This window comes from Streptomyces durocortorensis, assembly GCF_016901035.1.
Classification (GTDB): domain Bacteria; phylum Actinomycetota; class Actinomycetes; order Streptomycetales; family Streptomycetaceae; genus Streptomyces; species Streptomyces durocortorensis.
Window position 1 is genome coordinate 26,074 of the sequence record NZ_JAFEUF010000010.1, and the last position, 24,018, is coordinate 50,091.

Annotated in this window: 16 protein-coding genes, 1 tRNA gene and 1 pseudogene; 10 read left to right on the forward strand and 8 right to left on the reverse strand. The window is 73.3% G+C overall.

Features of this window, described 5'->3' with window-relative positions; all coding sequences use genetic code 11:
* Positions 1 to 281 precede the first annotated feature (281 nt).
* Positions 282 to 449 (reverse strand): annotated as a pseudogene (locus JS521_RS36450) (glucose-1-phosphate thymidylyltransferase); the annotation flags it as partial.
* A 243-nt stretch (positions 450 to 692) separates the two neighbouring features.
* On the opposite strand from JS521_RS36450, the gene JS521_RS03845 reads away from it, so the two are divergent.
* Entirely contained in the window at positions 693 to 1,226 is a 534-nt protein-coding gene (locus tag JS521_RS03845) for a MarR family winged helix-turn-helix transcriptional regulator (protein WP_205081285.1), read from the forward strand.
* Positions 1,227 to 1,521: 295 nt separating this feature from the next.
* On the opposite strand, the gene JS521_RS03850 is transcribed toward JS521_RS03845, so the two are convergent.
* Entirely contained in the window at positions 1,522 to 1,809 is a 288-nt protein-coding gene (locus JS521_RS03850; protein WP_205081286.1) for a hypothetical protein, read from the reverse strand.
* Between the two features lie 216 nt (positions 1,810 to 2,025).
* On the opposite strand from JS521_RS03850, the gene JS521_RS03855 reads away from it, so the two are divergent.
* Positions 2,026 to 3,627 (forward strand): DHA2 family efflux MFS transporter permease subunit, encoded by a 1,602-nt coding sequence (locus tag JS521_RS03855; protein WP_205081315.1) that lies wholly within the window; start codon positions 2,026 to 2,028, stop codon positions 3,625 to 3,627.
* Between the two features lie 567 nt (positions 3,628 to 4,194).
* Here JS521_RS03855 and JS521_RS03860 read toward each other — a convergent pair.
* A tRNA-Arg gene (locus JS521_RS03860) sits at positions 4,195 to 4,267 on the reverse strand.
* A gap of 306 nt (positions 4,268 to 4,573) precedes the next feature.
* Here JS521_RS03860 and JS521_RS03865 point away from each other — a divergent pair.
* The 7 genes from JS521_RS03865 to JS521_RS03895 all read left to right on the forward strand — a co-directional run bounded on the left by JS521_RS03865 (position 4,574) and on the right by JS521_RS03895 (position 13,267).
* Positions 4,574 to 6,217 (forward strand): ATP-binding protein, encoded by a 1,644-nt coding sequence (locus JS521_RS03865; protein WP_205081287.1) that lies wholly within the window; start codon positions 4,574 to 4,576, stop codon positions 6,215 to 6,217.
* The gene (locus JS521_RS03870) at positions 6,214 to 8,097 is read left to right on the forward strand and encodes a YfjP family GTPase (RefSeq protein WP_205081288.1); all 1,884 of its coding nucleotides are present in this window, start codon (positions 6,214 to 6,216) and stop codon (positions 8,095 to 8,097) included. The genes JS521_RS03865 and JS521_RS03870 overlap by 4 nt, the downstream gene beginning before the upstream one ends.
* A 102-nt stretch (positions 8,098 to 8,199) precedes the next feature.
* Positions 8,200 to 8,661, forward strand: coding sequence for a single-stranded DNA-binding protein (locus tag JS521_RS03875; RefSeq protein WP_205081289.1), 462 nt, complete (start codon positions 8,200 to 8,202; stop codon positions 8,659 to 8,661).
* A gap of 190 nt (positions 8,662 to 8,851) precedes the next feature.
* The gene (locus tag JS521_RS03880; RefSeq protein WP_205081290.1) at positions 8,852 to 10,345 is read left to right on the forward strand and encodes a Cys-Gln thioester bond-forming surface protein; all 1,494 of its coding nucleotides are present in this window, start codon (positions 8,852 to 8,854) and stop codon (positions 10,343 to 10,345) included.
* Positions 10,346 to 10,470: 125 nt separating this feature from the next.
* On the forward strand, positions 10,471 to 12,135 hold the full coding sequence (ettA, locus tag JS521_RS03885; protein WP_205081291.1) for an energy-dependent translational throttle protein EttA: 1,665 nt from the start codon (positions 10,471 to 10,473) through the stop codon (positions 12,133 to 12,135).
* A gap of 5 nt (positions 12,136 to 12,140) precedes the next feature.
* Complete coding sequence (locus tag JS521_RS03890) at positions 12,141 to 12,563, forward strand: acyl-CoA thioesterase (protein ID WP_205081292.1); 423 nt, start codon at positions 12,141 to 12,143, stop codon at positions 12,561 to 12,563.
* Positions 12,560 to 13,267: a DUF8010 domain-containing protein gene (locus JS521_RS03895; RefSeq protein WP_205081293.1), complete on the forward strand. Its 708-nt coding sequence runs from the start codon at positions 12,560 to 12,562 to the stop codon at positions 13,265 to 13,267. Before JS521_RS03890 ends, JS521_RS03895 begins: the two co-directional genes overlap by 4 nt.
* A 66-nt stretch (positions 13,268 to 13,333) precedes the next feature.
* Here the strand turns inward: JS521_RS03895 and JS521_RS03900 are convergent, their stop codons facing one another.
* From JS521_RS03900 to JS521_RS03915, 4 genes are all read right to left on the reverse strand, one after another.
* Positions 13,334 to 14,380 (reverse strand): ABC transporter ATP-binding protein, encoded by a 1,047-nt coding sequence (locus tag JS521_RS03900; RefSeq protein ID WP_205081294.1) that lies wholly within the window; start codon positions 14,378 to 14,380, stop codon positions 13,334 to 13,336.
* The gene (locus JS521_RS03905) at positions 14,377 to 17,244 is read right to left on the reverse strand and encodes an ABC transporter permease (RefSeq protein WP_205081295.1); all 2,868 of its coding nucleotides are present in this window, start codon (positions 17,242 to 17,244) and stop codon (positions 14,377 to 14,379) included. The genes JS521_RS03900 and JS521_RS03905 overlap by 4 nt, the downstream gene beginning before the upstream one ends.
* Position 17,245: 1 nt before the next feature.
* Positions 17,246 to 20,665, reverse strand: a complete 3,420-nt coding sequence (locus tag JS521_RS03910) for an FtsX-like permease family protein (RefSeq protein ID WP_205081296.1) — start codon at positions 20,663 to 20,665, stop codon at positions 17,246 to 17,248.
* 212 nt (positions 20,666 to 20,877) lie between these two features.
* On the reverse strand, positions 20,878 to 21,282 hold the full coding sequence (locus JS521_RS03915) for a globin (protein WP_003969111.1): 405 nt from the start codon (positions 21,280 to 21,282) through the stop codon (positions 20,878 to 20,880).
* 115 nt (positions 21,283 to 21,397) lie between these two features.
* Between JS521_RS03915 and JS521_RS03920 the strand changes: the two genes are divergently transcribed.
* Entirely contained in the window at positions 21,398 to 22,399 is a 1,002-nt protein-coding gene (locus JS521_RS03920; RefSeq protein WP_205081297.1) for a methyltransferase domain-containing protein, read from the forward strand.
* 94 nt (positions 22,400 to 22,493) lie between these two features.
* Here the strand turns inward: JS521_RS03920 and JS521_RS03925 are convergent, their stop codons facing one another.
* Complete coding sequence (locus tag JS521_RS03925) at positions 22,494 to 23,939, reverse strand: FHA domain-containing protein (protein ID WP_205081298.1); 1,446 nt, start codon at positions 23,937 to 23,939, stop codon at positions 22,494 to 22,496.
* Between the last annotated feature and the right edge of the window lie 79 nt (positions 23,940 to 24,018).

Below are 24,018 nucleotides of genomic sequence, written 5' to 3' on the forward strand. Positions count from 1 at the left end.
GGCGCTTCGGTGTGCGGGCGGCGGGACCGTGGTGGACGGACGGCGGCACGGGGCCGCGGATGCCCGCCGGGTGACGGTGCGGGGCGGGGGCCGGTCCCGCGGAGGGGATTCCGCCTTTCGGAGCCCACCTGATCGATTTGCCCGCTCCCATGCCCTGACGAACGTCCCGTCGGGCGGAAGGTTTCAGCGCGCTCGAACTCCCGTCCGGGTATGTCCGAACTCCTGCCCGAAGGTCGCGGGCGTCGGATGCGTCGGTCTGCTCCCGCCGTCCCTTCGTGCAGCGAGGGCCGGATCGCGCGCACCGCCTCGTGGACGGCCGGAGTGAAGAGGTGGGCGCCGACGATCGCCAGACCGCTCCGGGGAGCCGTGGGTTCTTCCTCCGGGGACACCGCGCGTCCCTGGTCGTCCAGTTCGGCCACGCCGAAGACGGCGAGGTCGGAGACCCGGGTCGTCTGCGCTACGGCATTCAAAAGCCCCCGAGCGTCGGCCGGTTCGTATGCCGGCCGTCGCGGCGATCACTTGTGTGCACGTGCCTGACGCGCAAGGCGTGGGCGCTCCGGCGCGGGGGCCGCCTCGCCTCCGCACCATGTACCTCCCTGTTGGTGTATCTTCGCCATGAAGATACGTCCCTCGGGTAAGTTGTCGAACCCGGTGACGGAGCGTGTCACCCAGGCAGATGGGGAAGTTGGAGCATGTCGATGGAGGAAGCGGACTCCGGTGCACTTGAGGCCCAGCGCGACCGCCTCATGGACGGACTCAGGGCGTTCGGCGCGAACTACACCGATTTCACGCAGCGTTTCGCGACCTGGCTCGGTCTGCACTCCACGGACGCCGCGGCCCTGACCGAGATCCTCTATGCGGAGGACCAGGGCGTGCCGCTGTCGCCCGCCCGGCTGAGCGAGCGGATCTCCCTCTCGTCCGGCGCCACCGCGACCCTGCTGAACCGCCTGGAGACGGCCGGGCACATCGTGCGGACCCGGGAGCACACCGACCGCCGGATCGTGACGCTGCGCAGCAGCCCCGACGTCAGGCCGCGGGCCGAGGAGTTCTTCGGCCCCTACGCCCAGCGCATGGCCGAGGTCATGGCCCGGTACAGCCCCGACCAGCTCCAGCAGTTCGAGGACTTCATCGCCCAGCTCCGCGACACCATGGACTCCCTGCTCGCCGACGAGTACGACGAGCGCCGCCCGAGGGGTTCCCACACAAGGAACGGGACCAGAGAGTGAGCTCATCGAAAGCCTCAGCACGTGCGGGCGGCCGTTCCCTGTCGCTCAACGAAGGTGCGATCACCTTCCCCAACTTCGCCGTGGGCTCGGTCTTCTGGTCGACGGCGGCGCCTCGGTCATCGTCATCGAGCACAACCTCGGCATCGTCGCCCACGCGGACTGGGTCGTCGACCTCGGGCCCGGCGCCGGGGGCGACGGCGGCCGCATCGTCTACGAAGGCCCTCCCGCCAAGATGCTGAAGACCGGGAAGTCGATGACCGGCCGCTTCCTGCACGCGTCCCGGTCGTAACCCTTCCTACCCTTCCCGCACACCGCACACCGCGCGACGGGGCCCTGCGGACCGATTCCGACGGACCGGACCGCAGGGCCCGCAGCGCACTGAGGCCCTGCGCTCCGCCGTCACGTGCCAGACCGGCATCGTCGCCCGGCCCGTCCCGTCCAGCCGCAGACCCGCCGGCTGGTCCGCCGTGACCTCGGCGTCCGGGTACTCCTCCTTGATCATGGCCGCGATGTCCTCCGGCAGCAGCGAACTGCTGTACGCCACCGCCTCCACGGCCACCACGTCCCGGACGCTCCCGGCCATCCGGCGCAGGTTCACCGCAACTGTGCCGGTGCGGCCCGGGGAACGGGGCGTCCAGTTTGGTCACCCCCTCCTCGTGCGGCCCCCTCGGACGACCCCTCCGCGTTCACCCTCGCCATGCCGCTACTCGATTTGACGGCCACAGCGCGCAGAGTTACCTTCACTATAAAGATACACCAGGGTGGAGGAACCGTGATCGCCACAGAAGAGACCCCGTCCATGCGTCAATGGCTCGGCCTCGTCGCCGTGTCCTTGGGCGTGGCCCTGATCGTTGTCGACATCACCATCGTCAACGTGATCCTCGCCCCGATCATCGAGGACCTGGAGGTCACCTCGGTCGAGGCCCAGTGGGTCCAGGAGTCGTACGCGATCATCTTCGCGGCCCTGCTCCTGATCTCCGGGCGCCTGTCCGATCTGCACGGGGCCCGCAAGATCTTCCTCATCGGCCTCGTCGTCTTCGGGCTCACCAGCCTGGTGGCGGCGGTCGCCCCCAACGGCGGCCTGCTGATCCTCGCCCGCTTCCTGCAGGGCATCGGCGGCGCCATGATCCTGCCGACTTCGCTGGCCCTGGTGAACGCGACGTTCACCGGCAAGGCCCGAGGGCAGGCGTTCGCCGTCTGGGGATCGACCATCGGAGCCGCGGCGGCCGTGGGTCCGCTGCTGGGCGGCTGGCTCGCCGACTTCTCCTGGCGCTGGGCCTTCGGCATCAACATCCCGCTGGTGGCGCTGATCATCGCCGGCGCCCTCTACTACCTGCCCGCCTCGCCCCGTACGCGCGGCAGCATCGACGTCCTCGGCGGCGTCCTGTCGGCGATCGGGCTCGGCTTCCTCGCGTTCGGGCTGATCGAGGGCCGTACGTACGGCTGGCTCAAGACCATCGAACCGCTGGAGGTCGCCGGCATCTCCTGGAGCGGCGGCCCCTCCCCGGTCTTCGTCGCGTTCGTCGTGTCCATCCTCGTCATGGTGGTCTTCTGGCGGCGGCAGACGGCCCTCAGTCGGCGCAACGAGGAGCCGCTGATGGATGTGCGGCTGTTCTCCATCGCCTCGTTCCGCAACGGCAACGTCGTCACGCTGGTCGTCGGACTCGGTGAGTTCGGCATCATCGCGGTGATGCCGCTCTGGCTGCAGTTCGCCCTCGACTACAGCGCGTTCCAGGCGGGCCTGGCGCTCGTCGCCCTCGCGGCGGGCAGCTTCTGTGCCAGCGGCGCGAGTTTCTCGATGTCCAGCGCGCCGATCACCCTGGTGCGCCTCGGCCTGATCCTCGAAGCGGCGGGCCTGGCGATGCTGGGCCTGATCGCGGCCACCGACAGCGCCTGGTGGCTGATCGCGATCGCCCTGTTCGTCTACGGCATCGGGGTCGGCTTCGCCACCGCGCAGGTCACCAACATCGTGCTCGTGGACGTGCCCGCCGAGAGCGCCGGACAGGGGTCGGGCCTCCAGAGCGCGTCCCGCGAACTCGGCGCCGCGCTCGGCATCGCCGTGCTGACGACCCTGTTCTTCACCACGATCACCTCCAACCTGCGCGACAGTCTGACCGGCTCCGGGGTTCCCGACGAACAGGCCCGGGAGCTGAGCGGTGTGGTGACCGACAGCGCCGGTTCGGTCATCCCGGGCCTCGCGGCGGACCCGCAGACCGCGTCCGCCGCCGACGCCGCACGCCAGGCGATGGCCGACGCGATCGAGGTGTCCAGCTACGTGTGCGCCGGGCTGCTGCTCCTGGCGCTCGCGGCCACGCTGTTCGTCAAGCCCCGCAACCCCGGCGGCGGGAGCGCCGCCGAGGACAAGCACGAGGTGACGAAGCCGGAGCCGAGCGCGCACTGATCGACCCGGTCGGCCGGCGTCGGCCCCACGAAGGTCAGCACCACGCAGACGACGGCCGTGACGCGATGGTGGTGGTCGCTGATCCGGGATCCACGACTGGACCAGGAAGGTGTGCGCCAGGACGGTCCGCCAACTCGGCCAGATCTCGGCGGGTATGAAGGTCAGCAGCACCGCCGGGACCGAGCCCGCGACGTACACCGGGAAGAGACCGGTGAGAGGGGGGCATCCCCCGCCCGGCAGGGCACGAACGGGATACGCGCGGGCAGCCGCGCGCGGTGTGCGGCGGGCGTGCGGAAGCCGAGGAAGGCGAAGAAGAAAGAGAAGGAGAGAAGGAGAAGAAGGTGGGGGAGGGCGCGTTGCGGTGGTCCGGCGCGATGAAAGCGATGCGGGCCGGGAGTCCGGTCGTCCCCGACGGGTCCTGCCGGCGAAGAGGGGGCCGGTGCGACGATGCGCTGGCATCCCCGGGATGAATCGAATCTTCTTCACCGCAGGCCGACGTGTCAACGACGGCCCTGAACGACGAGAAGGCCCTCCTGTGCGGAGGGCCTCACGGTGGTGCGGTCGGTGCGCCCCCGGCAGGACTCGAACCTGCGGCCAAGCGCTTAGAAGGCGCCTGCTCTATCCACTGAGCTACGGGGGCCGGGAGTCCTGATCGGTGGTTCCGTGGCCGTGCCGGGACAAGGATAGGGCTCCGATCCCCTGGACCCGGTTGCTTCACCTGCGTGGCACGATGTGGAGGTTCGGTGAAGCGAACCGATAATCGCAGGTAGGTGCGAATCCCGCAGCGCTTTTCGCCCGCCGCGCCCCGGGTGTTGTGCACTCGTTATGCCCCCGCCCCACTCGTCCCCTCTGTCCTGACTCTGTCCAGAGGGTGGAACCGCCGCGCAGAGGGGTCTATACGCTTCAAAAAGGCTCCAAAATTGGGCATTCTTCGCATGTGGTGACCATGGACGTACGGCCTCAGCTCATCGACGCACTTTCCGCCCTGCGCGACCGTGTCGCCGCCGTGCGTCTCCCACTGCCCCTGCCGGGGGCCGAACGCGCCCGGCAGACCAGGGTCGAACTCCTCGCCCAGCTCGACGACTACCTCCTGCCACGCCTCAAGGACCCCGAGGCGCCGCTCCTCGCCGTGATCGGCGGATCCACCGGGGCCGGGAAGTCCACCCTGGTCAATTCGCTGGTGGGGTGCCGGGTCAGCCAGGCCGGGGTGCTGCGGCCCACCACCCGGACCCCGGTGCTGGTCTGCCACCCGGACGACCACCACTGGTTCGCCGGGGTACGGGTGCTGCCGCAGCTCACCCGGATCTGGCTGCCGCCGGGGCAGACGCCCGACCCGGACGGCCTCGACGACCTCGCCGCACGCGGGGAGGACGGGGAGATGGCCCTGCGGGTGGAGACCGCGCTCAGCCTGCCCCGCGGGCTCGCGCTCCTGGACGCCCCCGACATCGACTCGCTCGTCGTCCGCAACCGCGTCCTGGCCGCCGAACTCATCTGCGCCGCCGACGTCTGGGTGATGGTCACCACCGCCTCCCGCTACGCCGACGCCGTGCCCTGGCACCTGCTGCGTACCGCGAAGGAGTACGACGCCGCCCTCGTCACCGTCCTCGACCGGGTGCCCCACCAGGTGATCGCCGAGGTCTCCCGGCAGTACGCGGCGCTGCTGACCCGGTCCGGACTCGGGGACGTACCCCGCTTCACCATCCCCGAACTGCCCGAGTCCACCGGCGGCGGCAGCGGACTGCTCCCCACCAGCGCCGTCGCCCCGCTGCGCGCCTGGCTCGCCCACCGGGCCCAGGACCCCGCCGCCCGGCAGCAGGCGGTGGGGCGCACCGCCTCCGGCGTCATCGAGTCGCTCAACGTACGGATGCCCGCCCTGGCCTCCGCGGTCGCCGCCCAGTACGCCGCCTCCGTACGGCTGACCGGGGTGGTCGACGAGGCGTACGGCAAGGAGGCCGCCCGGATCCGCCGCCGCCTGAAGAGCGGGGCGGTGCTCTCCGGGGACGCGCGGACCCGGTGGCGCGGCTACCCCCTCTACAGCACGCCCGAGGAACTCCTCGAAGCCCTCGTCGACAGCCTGGTGGCTCTGCTCCAGTGCTCGGTCTCCGCCGCCGACGAACAGATCCGCACCCAGTGGCGCCGCGAACCCGCCGGGGCCCTGTTCCGGTTCGAGGACGCCGGGCGGGAGGCCGGCGGCTGGGGGCCCGCCGAGGACGTCGAAGGGCGGATCGCCGTCGCCGTACGCCGGTGGCGCCGGGTTCTGGAGGAGCTGGCCGAGGAGGAGGTGCGCCAGCTCGACCGCAGTGTCGCGCCCGCCCCCGAGACCGTCGCCGCGCTCCTCGCGGCCGCCCTCCTCGGTGGGCGGCGCGCCCGGGCGGCGGGGGAGCAGCTCGCCGAACGCATCGGCGCCCAGGGCGCGCTGCGCCTCCGCGACAAGGGCGGTGAGCTGCTCACGACCTACCTCGACCAGGTCCTCGGCGGCGAACGCGAACGCCGCCTCGCCCCGCTCGACGCGCTCGACGTCACCCCCGAACCCCAGGCCGAACTGATCGCCGCGCTTTCCGTACTGCAGAAGGAGAGGTGGCAGCGATGACTGCCGTCACGGACGAGGACCACGGCAAAGACAGCGACAGCGGTACGGGGAAGACGGACGGGCGCAAGGACGGGCGCTGGGACGACGGGCTCATCGCCCGGCGCGCGGCTGCCGCCGAGGCCCGCGAAGCCGGGGAGAGCGAACCCCGTACGCCCGCCGAGGACGACGCGGACCCGCAGGTCGAGGCGTACGCCCCCGCCGAGGGGCCGCTGCCCACCCGGCTCGACGCCCTGCGCGAACTCGTCGGGCTCTCCCGCGCCCGGCTCGACCGGGACACCCTCGCCGAGGCGGGACGCGTGCTGGACGAGGCGGCGGCCCGGCAGCGGCTCTCCTCGCGGCACACGGTCATCGCCGTCGCGGGAGCCACCGGCAGCGGGAAGTCGACGCTGTTCAACGCGCTCGCCGGGGCCCCCATCTCCGACACCGGGCTGCGCCGGCCCACCACCTCCCAGCCCATCGCGTGCAGCTGGACGGACGGGGCGGCCGGTCTGCTGGACCGCCTGGCCGTCCCGGGGCGGCTGCGCCGCAGGCCCCACCCCGGGCCCGCCGCCTTCGACGAGGCGCTCCAGGGGCTCGTCCTGGTCGACCTGCCCGACCACGACTCGGCGGCCACCGAACACCGCGCCCAGGTGGACCGGGTGCTGGCCCTGGTCGACGCGGTGATCTGGGTCGTCGACCCGGAGAAGTACGCGGACGCCGCCCTCCACGAGCGCTATCTGCGCCCCCTCGCCGGACACGCCGAGGTCACCTTCGTCGTCCTCAACCAGACGGACCGGCTGCCCGGTGAGGCGGCCGACCTCGTCCTCGACGACCTCCGCCGCCTCCTGGACGAGGACGGCATCGCGCTCGGCGAGCACGGCGAACCCGGCGCCACCGTCATGTCCCTGTCCGCGCTCACCGGCGACGGGGTGCCCGAACTCCGCGAGATGATCGGCCGGTTCGTCCAGGACCGCACCGCCGCCACCCGCCGCCTCTCCGCCGACGTCGACGCGGCGGCCGCGCGGCTGCGCCGGGTGTACGTGGCCGAGGGGCGGCCCGGTCTCGGCGAGCGGGCCCGCGACGAGTTCACCGACCGGCTGGCCGAGGCCGTCGGCGCGGCGGCCGCCGGACAGGCCGCCGAGCGGGAGTGGCGCCGGAACGCGAGCCGGGCCTGCGGGACGCCGTGGCTGCGGCTCTGGCGCTGGTACGAGAACCGGGGCCTGCCCGGCAGCCTGGACCGGCTGGGCCAGGCGCTCACCCCGCCCGAGGAGGAGCTGACGGCCCGGCAGCGGGTGGAGCAGGCGGTGCGGATCGTCGCGGACGACGCCGCGGACGGGCTGCCCGGACCCTGGGCGCAGGCGGTGCGCGAAGCCGCGTTCACCGGGGCGCAAGGGCTGCCCGAGGCACTGGACGAACTGGCCGTCAGGGCCGGGGCGCCCGGAGCCTCCAAGCGGGGCGGCGGTCCGGAGGAGGGGCGGAGCACGGGCACGGGCGTCCCGGTCGTCGGCGCCCCGGTCGGCGGCCGGCCGGCCAAGCCGCCCCGGCCGAAGTGGTGGCCGGCCGCGGTGCTGGCCCAGGTGTCGATGACGCTCCTCCAGATCTTCGGCGGCCTGTGGCTCGTCGGCCAGATCATCGGCGTCCTGGAGCCGGGGCTCGTCATCCCCGCGCTCATCATGCTGGCCGGTGTCGTCGGCGGCCCGCTGGTCGAGTGGGCCTGCGCCGCGGCGATCCGGGGACCGGCCAGACGCTACGGGCAGGACGCCGAGCGGCGGCTGCGCGAGGCGGCGGCCGGGTGCGGCCGGGCCAGGGTCCTGGACCCGGTCGCGGCCGAGCTGGTGCGCTACCGGGAAGTGCGCGAGCGGTACGTGACGGTGACGGAGTTCTCCACAACCGGCCGGTAGTCCACAGGCCCCGACGCGATTCCTTTCCGGCGCGCACCATGGAGTGCGTACGACACCGCGGTACGACGAGGTACGCGCGGTGCGAGGAAAGCGGGGCGGGAAATGAACGAGACCTTGGTGACCCTGGTGGGTAACGCGGCGACCGCGGTGGACTTCCGGGAGACGGCCACCGGAGGAATGGCGCGATTCCGTTTCGCCGTCACTCCGCGCCGCTGGGACCGCGAGAAACAGCTCTGGGCCGACGGCCGTACCAGCTTCTACACCGTCTGGTCCTGGCGCACGCTCGCCGCGAATCTGGCCGGTTCCGTTTCGGTCGGAGAACCCCTGGTCGTGCACGGCAGGTTGAAGGTCCGTGAGGAGGAACAGGCCGGTCAGCGAAGGGCGTTCGTCGACGTCGAGGCCGTCGCCGTCGGTCACGATCTGAGCCGGGGAACAGCCGCCTTCCGCCGGGCGGTCAGAACGGAACCGGTTCTGACGGAGCGTCCGGAGCGGAACACGGACGGCGACGCGGACCTCTCCAGGAGGGACCGGGAAGGAGCCGCCGAAATGGCGGCGGTGTCCTGAAAGGGCTGTTCGCGGCCGTCGCCCCGGCGATAACGATTCCGATTCGGAATGGTTGGCGAAGGGCGGTACGGGGGACTCACCTCCGCCCGTTCTTTAGGATTCCCAGTGCTCACGGGTCACTTGGGTCTGTTGGCGAGGCATTCCCCCACACGCGCACCATGCGCGAGGGCCTCGCCCGGAGGGGAATTCTGTGTTTTCTGCGTCTTCAGCGTCCGCTGCGTCGTCCGGCACCACAGGGGCGCCCCCCGGCCGCGGGATCCTCCGCCCGGTCGCCGCGCTGCTGGTCACCGGTCTCGTCGCGGCGGCCGCGCTCGTCGGCGCCGGACCGGCGGCGGCCGACGACCCGGGCCGGCACCAGGGCGGCGCGGCCGCGGTGCTCGACGGACTGAAGACCTTCGACAGCGCCGTGCTCCGCGTCGCGGGGGAGGGCGGGGTGCCCGACCGGACCCAGGAACTGCCCGCCGGACTGTTCGAGATGACCGTGGACGGCGGCGGCAAGCTCAAGACCTACTGCATCGACCTCCACAACCCCACCCAGGACCAGGCGAAGTACCTGGAGACCCCCTGGGCCGAGACCTCGCTCGGCGGCAACCGGAACGCGGGGAAGATCCGCTGGATCCTCCAGCACTCCTACCCCCAGGTCGACGACCTGGCGGCGCTCGCCGAGGCGGCCGGTACCGGCCCGCTGACCGAGCGGACCGCCGCCGCCGGAACCCAGGTCGCCATCTGGCGCTACTCGGACAACGCCGACGTCACCGCGTCGGACAAGCAGGCGGAGAAGCTCGCCGACTGGCTGCAGCGCAGCGCGCGCCCGGAGAAGGAGCCCCGGACCTCGCTGACCCTGGAGCCGGCCGCCGTCTCCGGCCGGGCGGGCGAGCTGCTCGGACCGGTGACCGTCCGCACCGCCGCGGGCCAGGTCTCGGTGTCGCCCCCGGTGGACGCGGCGGCCAGCGGCGTCCGGGTCACCGACAAGAAGGGCGCCCTGGTCACCGAGGCGTCCGACGGGGACCGGCTCTACTTCGCCGTGCCGAAGGACACCGCCGACGGCACCGCGTCCCTGGCGGTCCAGGCCACCACCTCGGTGCCGGTCGGCCGGGCCTTCGCCGGGACCGGCCGCACCCAGACCCAGATCCTGGCCGGCTCCAGCGAGTCCACGGTCTCCGCCCGGGCCACCGCGACCTGGGCCGAGACGGGCGCCGCCCCGGCGCTCACCGCGCGGAAGAACTGCGCGAAGGGCGGCGTGGACATCACGGCTGCCAACCGGGGCGACGAGCCGTTCACCTTCGAGCTGGCCGGCACGGAGCACACCGTCGCCGCCGGGGAGACCAGCACGGTGACCGTCCCCGTCGCCGAGGACCAGGCGTACGACTTCACGATCACCGGGCCCGCCGGGTTCGGCCGCACCTTCACCGGGACGCTGGACTGCGCCACCAGCGGCAGCGTCCTGGAGAAGGAGAGCGAGGAGGCGGGCGGCGCGGGCAACGACGTCGGCACGCAGAGCGCTGAGCAATCCGTCCCGGCCACGACCGGCTCCGCCTCGTCGGGGCTTGAGGGCGACCTCGCCGCCACGGGCGGCTCCAGCGCCACCCCGATGCTCGCCGCCGTCGCCATCGGGCTGCTCGTCGTGGGTGGTGGCGCGGTCTTTCTGCTCCGCCGGAGGAAGCCGCACACGGACGGTGAGTGATCGCCCGCGCGCATGAGGCGACCGGGGTTCCGGTGCCGGTGGGTGGACGGGTTTCCGTCCGGGGGCGGGTGTCAGGCAAGATGGGTGTATCTGCCCACACCTCTATTGCTGCCGGACGGTTTCTCTTGGCTGAGTACATCTACACCATGCGCAAGACGCGCAAAGCGCACGGCGACAAGGTGATTCTCGATGACGTCAATCTGAACTTCCTGCCCGGCGCGAAGATCGGTGTCGTGGGCCCCAACGGCGCCGGTAAGTCCACGGTGCTGAAGATCATGGCGGGCCTGGAGCAGCCGTCCAACGGTGACGCGTTCCTGTCGCCCGGCTTCAGCGTCGGCATCCTCATGCAGGAGCCGAAGCTGGACGAGGAGAAGACCGTCCTGGAAAACGTCCAGGACGGCGCCGCCGAGATCATGGGCAAGCTCCACCGCTTCAACGAGGTCGCCGAGCTGATGGCGACCGACTACTCCGACGCGCTGATGGAGGAGATGGGCAAGCTCCAGGAGGACCTGGACCACGCGAACGCGTGGGACCTGGACGCCCAGCTGGAGCAGGCCATGGACGCCCTGGGCTGCCCGCCCGGCGACTGGCCGGTCACCAACCTCTCCGGTGGCGAGAAGCGCCGCGTGGCGCTCTGCAAGCTCCTCATCGAGGCCCCGGACCTGCTCCTCCTCGACGAGCCCACCAACCACCTGGACGCCGAGTCGGTGAACTGGCTGGAGCAGCACCTCTCGAAGTACGCGGGTGCGGTCGTCGCCGTCACCCACGACCGGTACTTCCTGAACAACGTCGCCGAGTGGATCCTCGAACTCGACCGCGGCCGCGCGATCCCCTACGAGGGCAACTACTCCACCTACCTCGACAAGAAGGCCGCCCGCCTCAAGGTCGAGGGCCGCAAGGACGAGAAGCGCCAGAAGCGCCTCAAGGAGGAGCTGGAGTGGGTGCGGTCGAACGCCAAGGGGCGCCAGACCAAGTCCAAGGCCCGTCTCGCCCGGTACGAGGAGATGGCGGCCGAGGCCGACAAGATGCGGAAGCTGGACTTCGAGGAGATCCAGATCCCGCCGGGCCCGCGCCTCGGGTCCATCGTCGTCGAGGTCGAGAACCTCTCGAAGGCCTTCGGCGACAAGGTCCTCATCGACGACCTGTCGTTCACGCTGCCCCGTAACGGCATCGTCGGCGTCATCGGTCCGAACGGCGCGGGCAAGACCACGCTGTTCAAGATGATCCAGGGCCTGGAGACCCCCGACAGCGGCTCGGTCAAGATCGGCGACACGGTCAAGATCTCCTACGTCGACCAGTCCCGCGCCAACATCGACCCGAAGAAGACCCTCTGGGCCGTCGTCTCGGACGAGCTGGACTACATCAACGTCGGCCAGGTCGAGATGCCGTCCCGCGCCTACGTCTCCGCGTTCGGCTTCAAGGGCCCGGACCAGCAGAAGCCGGCCGGCGTCCTCTCCGGTGGTGAGCGCAACCGCCTCAACCTGGCGCTGACGCTCAAGGAGGGCGGCAACCTGCTGCTCCTCGACGAGCCCACCAACGACCTGGACGTCGAGACGCTCTCCTCGCTGGAGAACGCGCTGCTGGAGTTCCCGGGCGCCGCTGTGGTCATCTCCCACGACCGCTGGTTCCTGGACCGGGTCGCCACGCACATCCTCGCCTACGAGGGTGACTCCAAGTGGTACTGGTTCGAGGGCAACTTCGAGTCGTACGAGAAGAACAAGATCGAGCGCCTCGGTGCGGACGCGGCCCGCCCGCACCGCGCCACGTACAAGAAGCTCACGCGAGGCTGATCGTCTTGGCTCGGCACATCTACAGCTGCCCCCTGCGCTGGTCGGACATGGACGCCTTCGGCCACGTCAACAACGTGGTCTTCCTCCGCTACCTGGAGGAGGCGCGCATCGACTTCATGTTCCGGCTGGCGCCCGGGGACGGTTCCCCGTCGTTCTCGGGCGGGTCCGTCGTGGCCCGCCACGAGATCGACTACGTACGGCCGCTGGTCCACCGGCACGAGCCGGTGACCGTCGAGTCGTGGGTCACGAAGATAGGCGCCGCGTCCCTGACGATCGCCTATGAGATCAAGGACCCCGAGCAGGTCTACGTACGCGCCTCGACCGTCGTCGTGCCGTACGACCTGGCGGCGGAGCGGCCCCGGCGGATCTCCGCCGAGGAGAAGCTCTACCTCCAGCAGTACCTGGCAGAGGAGCCCGCCGCGGCATGACCGTGCCCGTGCAGTCGCTGCAGTTCGCCGACGCGAGGGAGGCGGCGGATCTCGCCGCCTTCCTCGGCCGGCTGCTCCACTACGACCGGGCCGCCGCGGTCCGGTTGCAGGCGGGCGGCGACGCACTGGCCGTGTTCGGCCGGCCGCCCTCCTTCGAGGTCCTGGCCATCCGCACCGCCCGCCTGGCGCGCCCCGAGACGCTCGACGTCACGGTGTCGGCCGGGGAGCTGCTGGAGTCCCTGTCCCTCGACGTCTCCGGTGCGGCCGGTGCGGGGGGTTCGCTGCCCGCGCCCGTCACCGGGCCGCCCTGGACCGGGGTCCTGCCGCCCCGGGGGCCCTGGCGGGAGCAGGCCGGACTGCCCCGGCCCGACGCCCTGCGCACCGCACTCGACCTGGCCGTCGCCGAATTCCGTACGCGGGACGAGGCGCTGCCCGAGGAGTCGCGCACCCGCGCCGAGCGCGACCGGATCGGCCGCGAGATCTGGTCCCGGCCGGTCGGCACCACGGACCTGCCCCTGCGCGCCGTGCACGCCGCCCAGTCCCTCGGCTTCCTGCGCCCCGACCCGGACTTCCCGGTCTCGCTGCTCTCGGCCGGCGGCGCGGGCGGCTGGCTGCGGCTGCGGACGCCCTTCGGCTCGATCGCCCTGCGCCGCGATCCGGCCGGCGGCCTGGGCGGCCTCGGCCTCTCCGTCGGGCACGGCTGAGCGGTCGCCGGGCGCGGTGGGCTCAGCCTCACGGTCGGGCGTGGCTGAAGGGCCGCCCGACCGCCGCTACTTCTCCGGTGCGCCCTCAGCCGGACTGCCCTCAGCCGGACCGTCCGCCGACGCCCCGTGCGTGTCCGGCCAGACGCCGATGTGGTCCTGCTCCAGCTCCAGCAGTACCCGGTGCTCCATGCCCAGCGCCTGCGTGTAGTCGGCCGGCAACTGGAGCCGCCCCGCCCGGTCGAGCATCGCGTACTCCCGTGCCACCTGCGACTCCTGGCCCGTCGCCGCGTCCACCTCCGTCCGGCGCAGCACCTCGGAGGACGTACGGCCGTCGCGGATGGCGACCGTACGGCGCACCTCGTTCGCGACCGCCTGGTCATGGGTGACGATCACGATCGAGGTGCCCAACTCCTCGTTGGCGCGCCGGAACGCGGCGAAGACCTGTTCCCCGGTGGCCGAGTCCAGCTCCCCGGTCGGCTCGTCCGCCAGCAGCACGGACGGGTTGTTGGCCAGCGCCACCGCGATCGCCACCCGCTGCTGCTGCCCGCCGGAGAGCTGCTGGGGCCGCCGGTCGCGGCAGTCCGCGATGTCGAGCATGGCGAGCAACGACTCGGCGCGGGCCGCCCGTTCACGCTTGCTCCCCCCGCCGCGCAACTGCATGGGCAGGGTGATGTTCTGGATCGCGGTCAGATACGGGAGCAGATTGCGGGCGGTCTGCTGCCAGACGAACCCGACCACGTCCCGCCGGTAGCGCAGCCGTTCCTTAGGGCCCATCGACAGCAGATCGCAGCCCGCGACCTTCGCCGAGCCTGCCGTCGGCACGTCCAGCCCCGCCAGGATGTTCATCAGCGTCGACTTGCCGCTGCCCGATGCCCCCACCAGGGCCATCAACTCGCCCTCGGTGACCAGCAGATCGAGGCCCTGGAGGGCCTGCACCTCCACCCCGTCCGTGGTGAAGATCCGCACCACCCGGTCGCAGGCGATCAGCGCGTCATGCCCGTAGGAGGGGCGGTTCCGGCGGGCCGCGGCCCGCTGCTCCAGCTCGGCCAGTGTCGTCTCGGCCGCGCGGTCCGTGCCTGCCGTCCCGCCGGACGTGGAGGTGGACGAGGTCATCGGGAGTCTCCTGCCCTGAGTTCGGTGATCGATCCGCGGCGGCTCGCCCACCACGCCTGAACGCCCGCGACCGCGGCGGCGAGCGCCACCACCCCGGCGGCCGGCAGCGCCAGCGACCAGAGGTCCGCGCGCAGCGTGACGGGGCTGGTGTCCGATCCGGCGACGCCCGCGAGCGCGAGTGGCACCAGATCGATGCCGGGGGACAGCAGGACGATGGTCGCCCAGCCGGTGAGCAGGCCGCCGCCCGCCGCCAGCAGCGCCTGCGGGGTTGCCTCGAAGGCCAGCAGCCGCCTGCCCTGCCCGGTGGTGAGCCCCATCGTCCGCAGCCGCGCCAGCAGCGTCTTGCGCTCCGGCGCGGTCTGGAGCAGCGACAGCAGGACGGCCAGCAGCGCGTACCCGGCCCCCGCCGCGACGGCCGCGAGGTAGATCCGCTCGGCCCCCGCCTGCATCGGGGTGTTCACATACCGCGCGCGCTCCTCGGATCGCAGTTGTACGACGAACTCCTCGCCGCTCCTGTCGGCCGCCGCGCGCAGCTTGCCCGGGTCGGGGGCGCCGGTGAGCAGCAGCGTGGTGGGCGCCCGCTCCTCCAAGGAAGCGGAGTTGACGATCAGGAAGTTCGTGGAGGCGAGCGACGCCACCCGCTCGACGGTGCCCACCACCTGGACCTTGAAGTCCCCGGAGAGGGTGTCGACCGCGTGCTGCTCCTTGCCCAGCCGGGCCGCCACCGCCGGGGATGCGATGACCGGAAGTACGCGTTCAGGGCCGGACTTCGCGCCCTTCGGCAGCGGTGCCGAGGGGCCGGTGGCCTTCAGCAGGCCGCTCGGGAAGTCCGGCAGCCCGGTCGTACGGGCCAGCCGGGTGTACGAGGCCGGGTCGACGCCCACCATGGTCGTGGCCCTCGCCCCGGCCGCGTCGCCGCCACCGGTGTCCGCGCCCGTATCCGTACCGCTGTCGTTCGGACCACTGCCCGCACCGCCGTCACCGGCCGCCGTCTCCGGCATGGTCACGCCGAACTCGATCCGCAGCGGGGCCGCGTTCCGCACCCCGTCCAGGCCGCTCACCGTGCGGACCAGCTCGCCGGGCAGCGTCGCCCGCTCGCTCCTGCCGCTGACCCGGGCGTCCGCGCCGACAGCAGTCAGCGCCGCGTCGTCCCGCGCGTCCCCGATGCCGGCGATCACCGAACCGCCGAACGCCGCCGTGGCCAGCGCCAGCAGCAGGGCGAGCAGCGGCAGCGCCCCGCCCGCCGCGGAACGCCCGGCGCGGGCCAGCGAGAGGAAGCCGATCGCCCCGCGCAGCCGGGCCACGGGGCGCGCGGCGAGCCGTAGCGGCAGCGGATAGAGCCGTACGAGCACCAGCGCCGCGATCAGCGCGACCAGCACGGGTGCGCCGCTGACCAGCAGGTCGGTGCCGCCTCCGGACGACGTGCCGCGTCGGCGCAGCGCCGTCACCGCGCCGACCGCCAGCACCAGCAGGGTCAGTTCGGCGACGGTCCGCCGGCGCGAGGGCCGGGCGCTCACCATGTCCTCGCGGGCGCCGTGCAGGGTGGGCCGGATGTGCTGGAGCGTCGTCCGCAGGGGCAGCGCGACGCAGACGAGAAGCCCGACACCGGTCGCCGCCAGCGCCGCCGGCCACCAGCGGCCCTCGCCCACGAGCAGCACCGCGAGCAGCAGGCCGAGCGCGCTCGCGGGCAGCACGGTCACCGCGGTCTCCGCGAGCAGCCGGCCGCCGATACCGCGCAGCGAGCCGCCGCGCGAGCGCATCAGGGCCAGTTCGGCCTTGCGGCGGGCGGCGATCAGGGCGGCCGTCATCACCAGGACGACGGCCGCCACGGAGCCGATGCCGAGCGCGGCCACCGCGATCACGGGGCTGATCGCGTCCCGCATCCGCGCGTTGGCCTGCACGATGTGCCCGAGCCCGGTGAGGACCTCCGCCGTGTCCCCGGCGATCGCCCGCACCTTCAGCAGCCCGGGTCCGCTCTCCAGCGAGGCGATGACGGCGGTCAGCCGCGCGCCGTCGGGGCCGGTGAGCGCGGAGGGGTCGGGCGGGAACCGCCAGAACAGCGACGGTTCGGTGGCGGTGGCCAGGAGCGCCGGACCGGCGTCCTCGGCCAGCAGGACGGTGCCGGTCCAGTAGTTCTGCGGGAAGGGGCTCGCGGGGTCCGGGATCAGGGACGGGGTGCGCACCAGCGGATCGGCGGACCAGTAGCTACCGCGCGGGTCACGGGGGGCGACGATGCCCGTGACGGTCACCTTCAGCGGACCCCCGACCGCGGTGGGCAGCCGGAGGGTCGAGCCGACCTTCATGTTCAGCGCGGCCGCCGTCTCCTCGGTGACCGTGCCCTGCACCGCACGCGTTTCCGAGGTCACCGCGGCAGGCGTCGTCGGCCAGGCGCCCGAGACCAGCCGGGCGTGCTTCTTCAGCCCCGTCTGCGCCGTGTACGAGAGCTGCGGCGGCACCGTGTCGGGCCTCGGCAGCCAGGGCTCGGTCGCCAGGACCGGCTTCAGGGTGCGTATGCCGTACGCGACGGACGGGGTGTCCGCGCGCAGCGGCGCGGGCAGGGCCTTCAGCAGCGCCCCGCCGACCCGCGACAGCTCGGGGCTCCGCGCCTCGGCCTCCCGCTGCGTCTGCGGCAGTTCGAGACCGGGCTGCGGCCGGGAGACCTCCACGGCGCCGCGGCCCGCGTCGGCCGACCCGATGTCGTGGCGCAGCCCCTTCGTCTCGTACGCGTCCACGGCCCGCGGGAACGCCGCCGCGAGGAACGCCGTCACCAGCACCAGGACCGCGAGGGCCACCGCCGCGCCGGGCGCGGTGCGCAGCCGGGTCCGTATCCAGGGGGCGCTCGCCGCCCGGTTGCCGTGCCTCATGTCAGTGGTCCCCCTGGTGGCGCAGTGTGACCGCCGGATCCCCGCGGCGGAGCGCCATCGTCGCGACGATCACGAGCGGCAGGGCGGCGACCCCGGCCAGCAGCGCGGCGACCTGCCCGGCGGGCAGCTCGACCAGCACCGGCGGAACGGGCCGGTCCGCCTGCCCGGTCAGCACGATGAGCGGGACGACGGCCCGGGTCAGCACCGTGCCGATGCCGAGCCCGATCAGCAGGGCGAGGGCGATCAGCACGCCCTGTTCGGCGGCGATCATCCGGGCCAGCTGGCGGCGCGGGGCGCCGAGCGCCCGCAACACGCCGAGCTCCGCCGACCGTTCGCGCCGCGATCCCGAGGCGCTGACCGCGAAGCCGACCGCAGCCAGTGCGGCGGCGACCACCGCGACGGCCGGCAGCGCCGACTGCGGTCCCGCCCCCAGCGGGTCGTCCACCAGCCGCTGGGCGGCCTCCGTGCGGACCAGCACCTGGGCCGGGTCGGTGTCCGGCAGCGCGCGGAGGGCGGCGGCCACCTGCGCGGCGTCGCCCGGATCGGCGCTCAGCCACCACTCGGTCGCCTCGATCGTGGCGGTCTGCCGCTGGGCCAGGACCTGGGTGACGGCCTTGAGGTCCAGCAGCAGGGCGCCGCCGCCCCCCGTCGGGTCCGCGCCGCCGCCGGCCGCCGGGTCCGTGCCGCCGTTCGCCGCCGGGCCCGCGCCGCCGGACGGCTCGGCGGCCTCGGTGGTCGGCAGCCGCCGCACCGATTCCGCCAGGGTCACCCGGACGGTGTTCCCGGCCAGGGTGAGGTCGATCTCGTCGCCCAGCTTCGCGTTCGTGCTCTTCAGGTAGGCGTCCGTCGCGACCGCCCTGATCTCCGTCGCCTTCGGCCGGTCGGCGGTGATCCGCAGCGTGCTGGTGGTCCGCTCCCAGACGTCCTCGCTCTCCACGCCGGTGTCGTACGTGAAGTCCGGCAGGCCCGAGGCCCTGTTGCGCACGGGCGGCTTGCCCGGCCGGTTCTCGCCGAACTCGGTGAGCGCCATCGACGCGTTCCAGCGCACGGATCCGGATGCCGGCACCGGGCGTTCGGAGCCGGAGTCGGCGCCCGAGCCCGAGCCCGAGCCGGAGCCCGAGCCCGAGCCCGAGCCCGAGCCCGAGCCGGACCCCGGGCCCGTGCCCGTGACCACGCGTACGTCGCTCACCGCGACCCGGCGCTTCTGGGCCTGCCCGAAGGGTGGTTCGTCGTCCACCTCGACGCCGGTCACGGCCAGACCGCCCGCCGCCGACACCGGGAAGGACACCGGTACCGGGCGGCCGTCCGCGGGCACGGGGCCGGCCAGGAAGCGGTAGGGGAGGCCGTAGCGGTCCTCCAGCAGCACGGTCACCACCGGCGCTTCCTCGCCGGCCCCGGCGGCCGGCGAGGAGCCCTTCGGCGACACCGTCGTGATCCGCAGGTCCAGCTTCAGCCGGGTGCTGCCCTTAGGGAGGACGAGCCCGGGGCGCGGGCCCTTCCGCGGGGCGATCGCCTCGAACAGCCGGCGGGGGCTCTCGTCGGCGAGGTCGGAGCGCATCAGCATCCGCTCGTCCGCGTGGGCGGTGTCCAGCGCGAGGATCTCGGCCGTGCGCCCGCCGGAGGTCTGCACGGTGGCCCGGTGGGCGGGGGCCGCCTCCCGTACGCCCGCCAGTTCGCTGTACGCGCCGGCCGACGCCGGACCGCTGCCGTGCCCGCCCACCAGCCGGACCGAGGCGCCGGAGCCGAAGTCCGCCTGGTCGGACTGCGAACGGTTCCACGAGGCGCTCTGCCCGATCGCCAGCATGCCCATCGCGACCGACAGGACCAGCAGCAGCACCGGACCCGCGCCGCGCAACGGGCGGCGGCTGAACTGCCAGCCCGCCAGGGCCGCGGGCAGCCCCCGGCCCTTGGCCGCCCGCCGCTCCGCGAGCCGCGCGGCGGGCGGCAGCAGCCGCAGGGTGAGGACCGTCCCGGCGAGCAGCGCGAGAGCAGGGGCGGTGACCAGCAGGGGGTCGATCCCGAGGTTGCCCGCCCGGTCACCGGTGAGCGCCCCGCCGCCGGCCTGCCGGTCCAGCTGCCAGTACGCCACCGCCGCGATCAGCAGCAGCCCGAGTTCCGCGCCCGCTTCCGCCGGCCCCGGCAGCGACGCGGCCCGGGTCCTGCGCCCGCCCGCCCCGGCCGTGAGCGACGGGGCCACCACCGCCAGGGCGCAGGCCAGCGCGACGGCCGCGGAGACCAGCCACACGGTCCCGGTCGAGGCCTGGCCGACATCGAGACCGATCCGGGACAGGGCGCTGCGCTCGGCCAGCAGCCCGGTCAGCGGTCCCGCGAGCAGCGGGGCGACCACGGCGGCGGGCACGGCGAGCAACAGCGCCTCGATCGCGGCGAACGAGGTGATCCGGCCGCGGGAACCGCCCCGGGCCCGCAGCAGTTCGCGCTCGCCGTCCCGCTCGCTGTTCAGCAGCCGGGCCACCAGCAGCAGGGCGTAAGCGGCGAGCAGCACCAGCTGCACCGCGACGATCATCAGCGTGGAGCGGGAGACCAGCAGCGCCCGGTCGAGCTGGTCGAGCACGGTCGGCAGCGGCATCCGCGCGGTGACACCGGACGCGAACACCGGTGCGGCCGTCAGGGCCTTCGGGGCGCCCGCCGAAGCCTCGCGCAGCCCTTCCATGGAGCCGGTGGTGAGCGTGGCGAAGTCGGCGCCCGCCAGCCAGGACGTCTGCCCGCCGGCGAGCGCGCCCGAGGCGAGGACCGAGGCATCGGTGAGCAGGGGACCGTACGTCGTGAAGGCGAGCTTGCGTACCCCGCGCCCGCCGAGCGGGTCCAACTGCCAGTACGGGTCGGACTGGTCGGCGGCCTCGTAGACACCGGTGACCAGCACCCGCTGCTTCTTCTCGCGCAGCCGGTCGGTCACGGTGAGCCGCGCGCCCGGCTTCAGCTTCAGCGCCTCGGCGGCGACGACGGGCAGCGCGACCTGGACGGTGCCGTCGCGGCCGGGGGCCGCCGCGGGCGCCCTGCCCTCGGTGATCCGCACCCGGTCGCGGTCGAGGGCGGCGAAGTGGGTGAGATCGGGCTCGCCGCGCCGGGCGGCCGGGTCCTGGAGGCTTCGCGGCAGCGCGTACGACCCCGAACTCTCCAGCTTCCCCACGGTCACGGGCAGCCCGTCGAACGCGTCGCGGGAGACCTTGCGGACAGCCTCGTCGGCCTCCGCGCGCTGTTCGTGGTCCACCGAGGCGGAGACGACCAGGGCGGCGGAGGCGGCCGACCCGTGGGTGAGCGTGTGGCGCAGGGCCGCGTCCCCCACGGAACCCGAGAACGCGGTGAGCGCGGCCAGGACGGAGGTGGTCAGCAGGACGGCGAGGACGGCCGCGGAGAGCAACAGGCGATGAGCCCGAACCCGCAGAAGGACGAAACCCGTCACCTGATCCCCCAGCCCCCGAAACACCGCATGCGCACGCCCCCCGACGTACCGGTGATGCTTTCAGAGGCACCCGGGTTTCGGTAACCGCTTACAGGCGCACCTTGATGCGATCGTGATCGTTATCCGGAGGTGGAGCGTCGAATTCCGGAGGCATCCGGTCACGGATCGTTCACACGGTCGCCCGCAGGTGATCCGCCGACACCCGGAAGCGATCAGTCCGCGGTGTTGACCATCGAGGCGGCGGCGTACGTCAGGTAGTCCCACAGCTGCCGCTCGTGCTCGGGCGCGAGCCCCAGCTCGTCAAGCGCGACCCGCATATGGGCGAGCCAGGCGTCATGGGCCGCGCGGTCCACCCGGAACGGCGCGTGCCGCATCCGCAGCCGCGGGTGGCCCCGGTGGTCGCTGTAGGTGCGCGGGCCGCCCCAGTACTGCATCAGGAACAGCGCGAACCGCTCCTCGGCCGGGCCCAGATCCTCCTCCGGATACATCGGCCGCAGCAGCTCGTCGCCCGCCACGCCCTCGTAGAAGCGGTGGACCAGGCGCCGGAAGGTCGCCTCGCCGCCGACCTGCTCGTAGAAGGTCTGCTCCTGAAGCGTGTCGCGCGGAATCTCAGTCACCCGTCCATGGTCGCAGACGTACCGGCCGAGGTCAGCGGTCCTAGGACCAACGTCCGGTATCCGGCCGTGCGCTTCCCCTCTCGCCCGCACGGCCCCGGCGCAGGACAGTGGAGACATGGGTGCGTACCGGCAAGGCCCCTCCCCGTCCGCCCCCGACGCCGAGGCCGACGCGGCGCGGGACGCCCTCGTGCGGGAGATCGCCGCGCGGGGCGAGCTCACCGACCCGGCCTGGCGCACCGCCTTCGCCGAGGTGCCCCGCCACCTGTTCGTGCCGTTCTTCTACGTGCACGGAATCCGGGGCTACGAACGCCTCTGGGGCGAGGACCCCGACCCCGAACGGCGCTCCCGCTGGCTGCACGGGGTGTACGCGGACGGAGCGCTGGCCACCCGGCTCAAGGACGGCGAACTCGTCTCGTCCTCCAGCCAGCCGTCCCTGATGGCCCTGATGCTCGACGCCCTCGACGTGGCGGACGGACACACGGTCCTGGAGATCGGCACCGGCCCCGGCTACAACGCGGCACTGCTCGCCCACCGGCTCGGCGACCCCGCGGTGACCAGCGTCGATCTGGACCCGGAGATCACGGAGTCGGCGCGCGGGCATCTCGCCGCGGCCGGGTACAGCCCGACGGTGGTCACCGGCGACGGGGCCCGCGGCTGCCCGCAGCGCGCCCCGTACGACCGGATCATCGCGACCTGCACCCTGCCGTCCGTGCCGCAGAGCTGGCCGGAACAGTGCTGTCCGGGGGCGCGGATCCTCGCGCCGCTCGCCACCGGCCTGGTCTCGCTCCAGGTCCACGCGACGGCGCACGGCCCGCGCGCCGAGGGACACTTCCTGCACACCCCGGCGTACTTCGTGCCCCTGCGCGGGGCGCTCCCGCTGTCCGGCGGGCTGCCGCACCTCGGCGGACTGCCGCGCCGGGTGGCGGGGGACGACCTGTTCCGGTTCCTGCTGACGCTGACCGCGGGCACCCTCGATCCGCACGAGGCCCTCTCGCTCTGGGAGCGCGAGGGGCGGCCGCAGCGGGAGAGGTACGGCATCACCGTCGGCCAGGGCCGGCAGTGGGCCTGGCTCGACGACCCGCAGGGCCCGTACACCTGGCCGCTCGCCGCCGGGTGAGGCGGTGCGCGTCGCGGTGTACGGGCCCTGGTGCCTGGTGGAACCGGTCCGGGAGATCCGGGCGGTGTCAGTCCCGGCGGACCGGGCGTGCCGTTCAGTCCCGGCGGACCGTGATCGTCGTCCACGCCCCGACGTGCACCTGGTCACCGTCCTGGAGCGGCACGGGGACGTAGGGCTGGATCGGCTCCTCGGCGCCGTTCAGCGTGGTGCCGTTGGTGGAGTTCTGGTCGACGACCGCCCAGCCGCCGTCCGGCTGCTGCACGAGAACCGCGTGCTGGTGCGAGACGCCCGGGTCCTCCGGCGGCACCGACAGATCGACGTCGGGGGACTCGCCGGTGCTCTGCCGGCGACGCCCGATGGTGATCTGGCCGCCGGTGAGCGGAAGCCGCTGCTCCGGGGAGTACGCGGGCAGGTTCAGCCCGGTCGCCTCGGGGCCGCTGCGCTGCATCATCGCCAGGAAGTACGCGCGGTCCGGAGCGATCACGGCGGTCCAGGACACGGACTCCTGGGACCGGCCCTGACCGGGAACCCCGCCGTGCTGCTGACCTTGGTCGTACCCCTGGTCGTAGCCCTGGTCCTGACCCTGCTGCCGACCCGGACCCGGCTGGCCCTGGCCCTGGTGTCCCTGTCCCTGTCCCGGTCCCTGGCCCTGGTAGGGGTCCGGCTGCTGGAACTGCTGGGGCGGCTGCGACGGCTGGGCCTGGGAAGGCGGCGACAGCATCCAGTCGTCCCCGCCGCCGGTGTGCCCCGACGACTGCGGCGGCGCGGGCGGCGCCGACTGCTGCTGATGCTGCGGCGGCGCGAAGGGCGAGGCCTGCTGCGGCTCGAACGGCGAGTGCCCCGAGGGAGCCGGCTGCTGCGGTTCGAACGGCGAGCGCGTCGACGGCGCCGACTGCTGCGGCGGGCCCTGCTGCTGGAACGAGGGCGGCGGCGGAGGACCCTGCTGGAACGACTGCGGCGGAGGCCCGCCCTGACCGCCGTTGCCGTGCGGACCGTTCTGCTCGGGGGCGAGCGGCTCGGCGGGACGGTTCATCTGCGAGGGGCGCGAGCCCTGGTAGTCGAACGGGTCGCGCGGCTGGGGCGCGCCGGGCTGACCGCCCTGCCCACCGGGCCCACCGTGACCACCCGGACCGTGCTGGCCACCAGGCCCACCGGGACCGCCCTGGCCGCCGGGGCCCGGCGCCTGGAAGCCGGGCGGCAGGTTGAGGCCGGGCGGCGGGCCGCTGGGCGTGCCGTGCTGCGGGGCCAGCGGGGTGTAGGAGGTCGCCGTGTTGGTGAGGAAGTTCCAGCGGCACTCCTCGCAGTACGGCGCCATCGCCTCACGCGGCGTACGGCACTGCGGGCAGAGCTCCGCCTGCATGGTGGGCTGTCCGCCGCCGGTGCCGGAGCCCGGCTGCGGGTAGCCGTAACCGGGCGCGGGCGGCGGAGGAGGCGGCGGGGGCACCGCGCCCGCGGGCGCACCGCCGGTCGTCATGCGGTGTCCGCAGACCTCGCACCAGTCCTCGGAACCCGACTGGTGTCCGTTCGGGCAGGTCGGCATGTCGGCGCTTCCCCCTCTCCTCTTCCGGCCCCGGAGGCCGTCATGCTGTCGATCGCGGCGTCGTTGCTCAGCGAATGCG

Bases quoted from the DNA above. Each gene is read 5' to 3' on its own strand.
- JS521_RS03850 (WP_205081286.1), bottom strand. From the start codon at position 1,809: ATGGCCGGGAGCGTCCGGGACGTGGTGGCCGTGGAGGCGGTGGCGTAC.
- JS521_RS03905 (WP_205081295.1), bottom strand. From the start codon at position 17,244: ATGAGGCACGGCAACCGGGCGGCGAGCGCCCCCTGGATACGGACCCGG.
- JS521_RS03925 (WP_205081298.1), bottom strand. From the start codon at position 23,939: ATGCCGACCTGCCCGAACGGACACCAGTCGGGTTCCGAGGACTGGTGC.
- JS521_RS03870 (WP_205081288.1), top strand. From the start codon at position 6,214: ATGACTGCCGTCACGGACGAGGACCACGGCAAAGACAGCGACAGCGGT.
- JS521_RS03920 (WP_205081297.1), top strand. From the start codon at position 21,398: ATGGGTGCGTACCGGCAAGGCCCCTCCCCGTCCGCCCCCGACGCCGAG.
- JS521_RS03865 (WP_205081287.1), top strand. From the start codon at position 4,574: ATGGACGTACGGCCTCAGCTCATCGACGCACTTTCCGCCCTGCGCGAC.
- JS521_RS03875 (WP_205081289.1), top strand. From the start codon at position 8,200: ATGAACGAGACCTTGGTGACCCTGGTGGGTAACGCGGCGACCGCGGTG.
- JS521_RS03900 (WP_205081294.1), bottom strand. From the start codon at position 14,380: ATGACCTCGTCCACCTCCACGTCCGGCGGGACGGCAGGCACGGACCGC.
- JS521_RS03845 (WP_205081285.1), top strand. From the start codon at position 693: ATGTCGATGGAGGAAGCGGACTCCGGTGCACTTGAGGCCCAGCGCGAC.
- JS521_RS03895 (WP_205081293.1), top strand. From the start codon at position 12,560: ATGACCGTGCCCGTGCAGTCGCTGCAGTTCGCCGACGCGAGGGAGGCG.
- JS521_RS03855 (WP_205081315.1), top strand. From the start codon at position 2,026: ATGCGTCAATGGCTCGGCCTCGTCGCCGTGTCCTTGGGCGTGGCCCTG.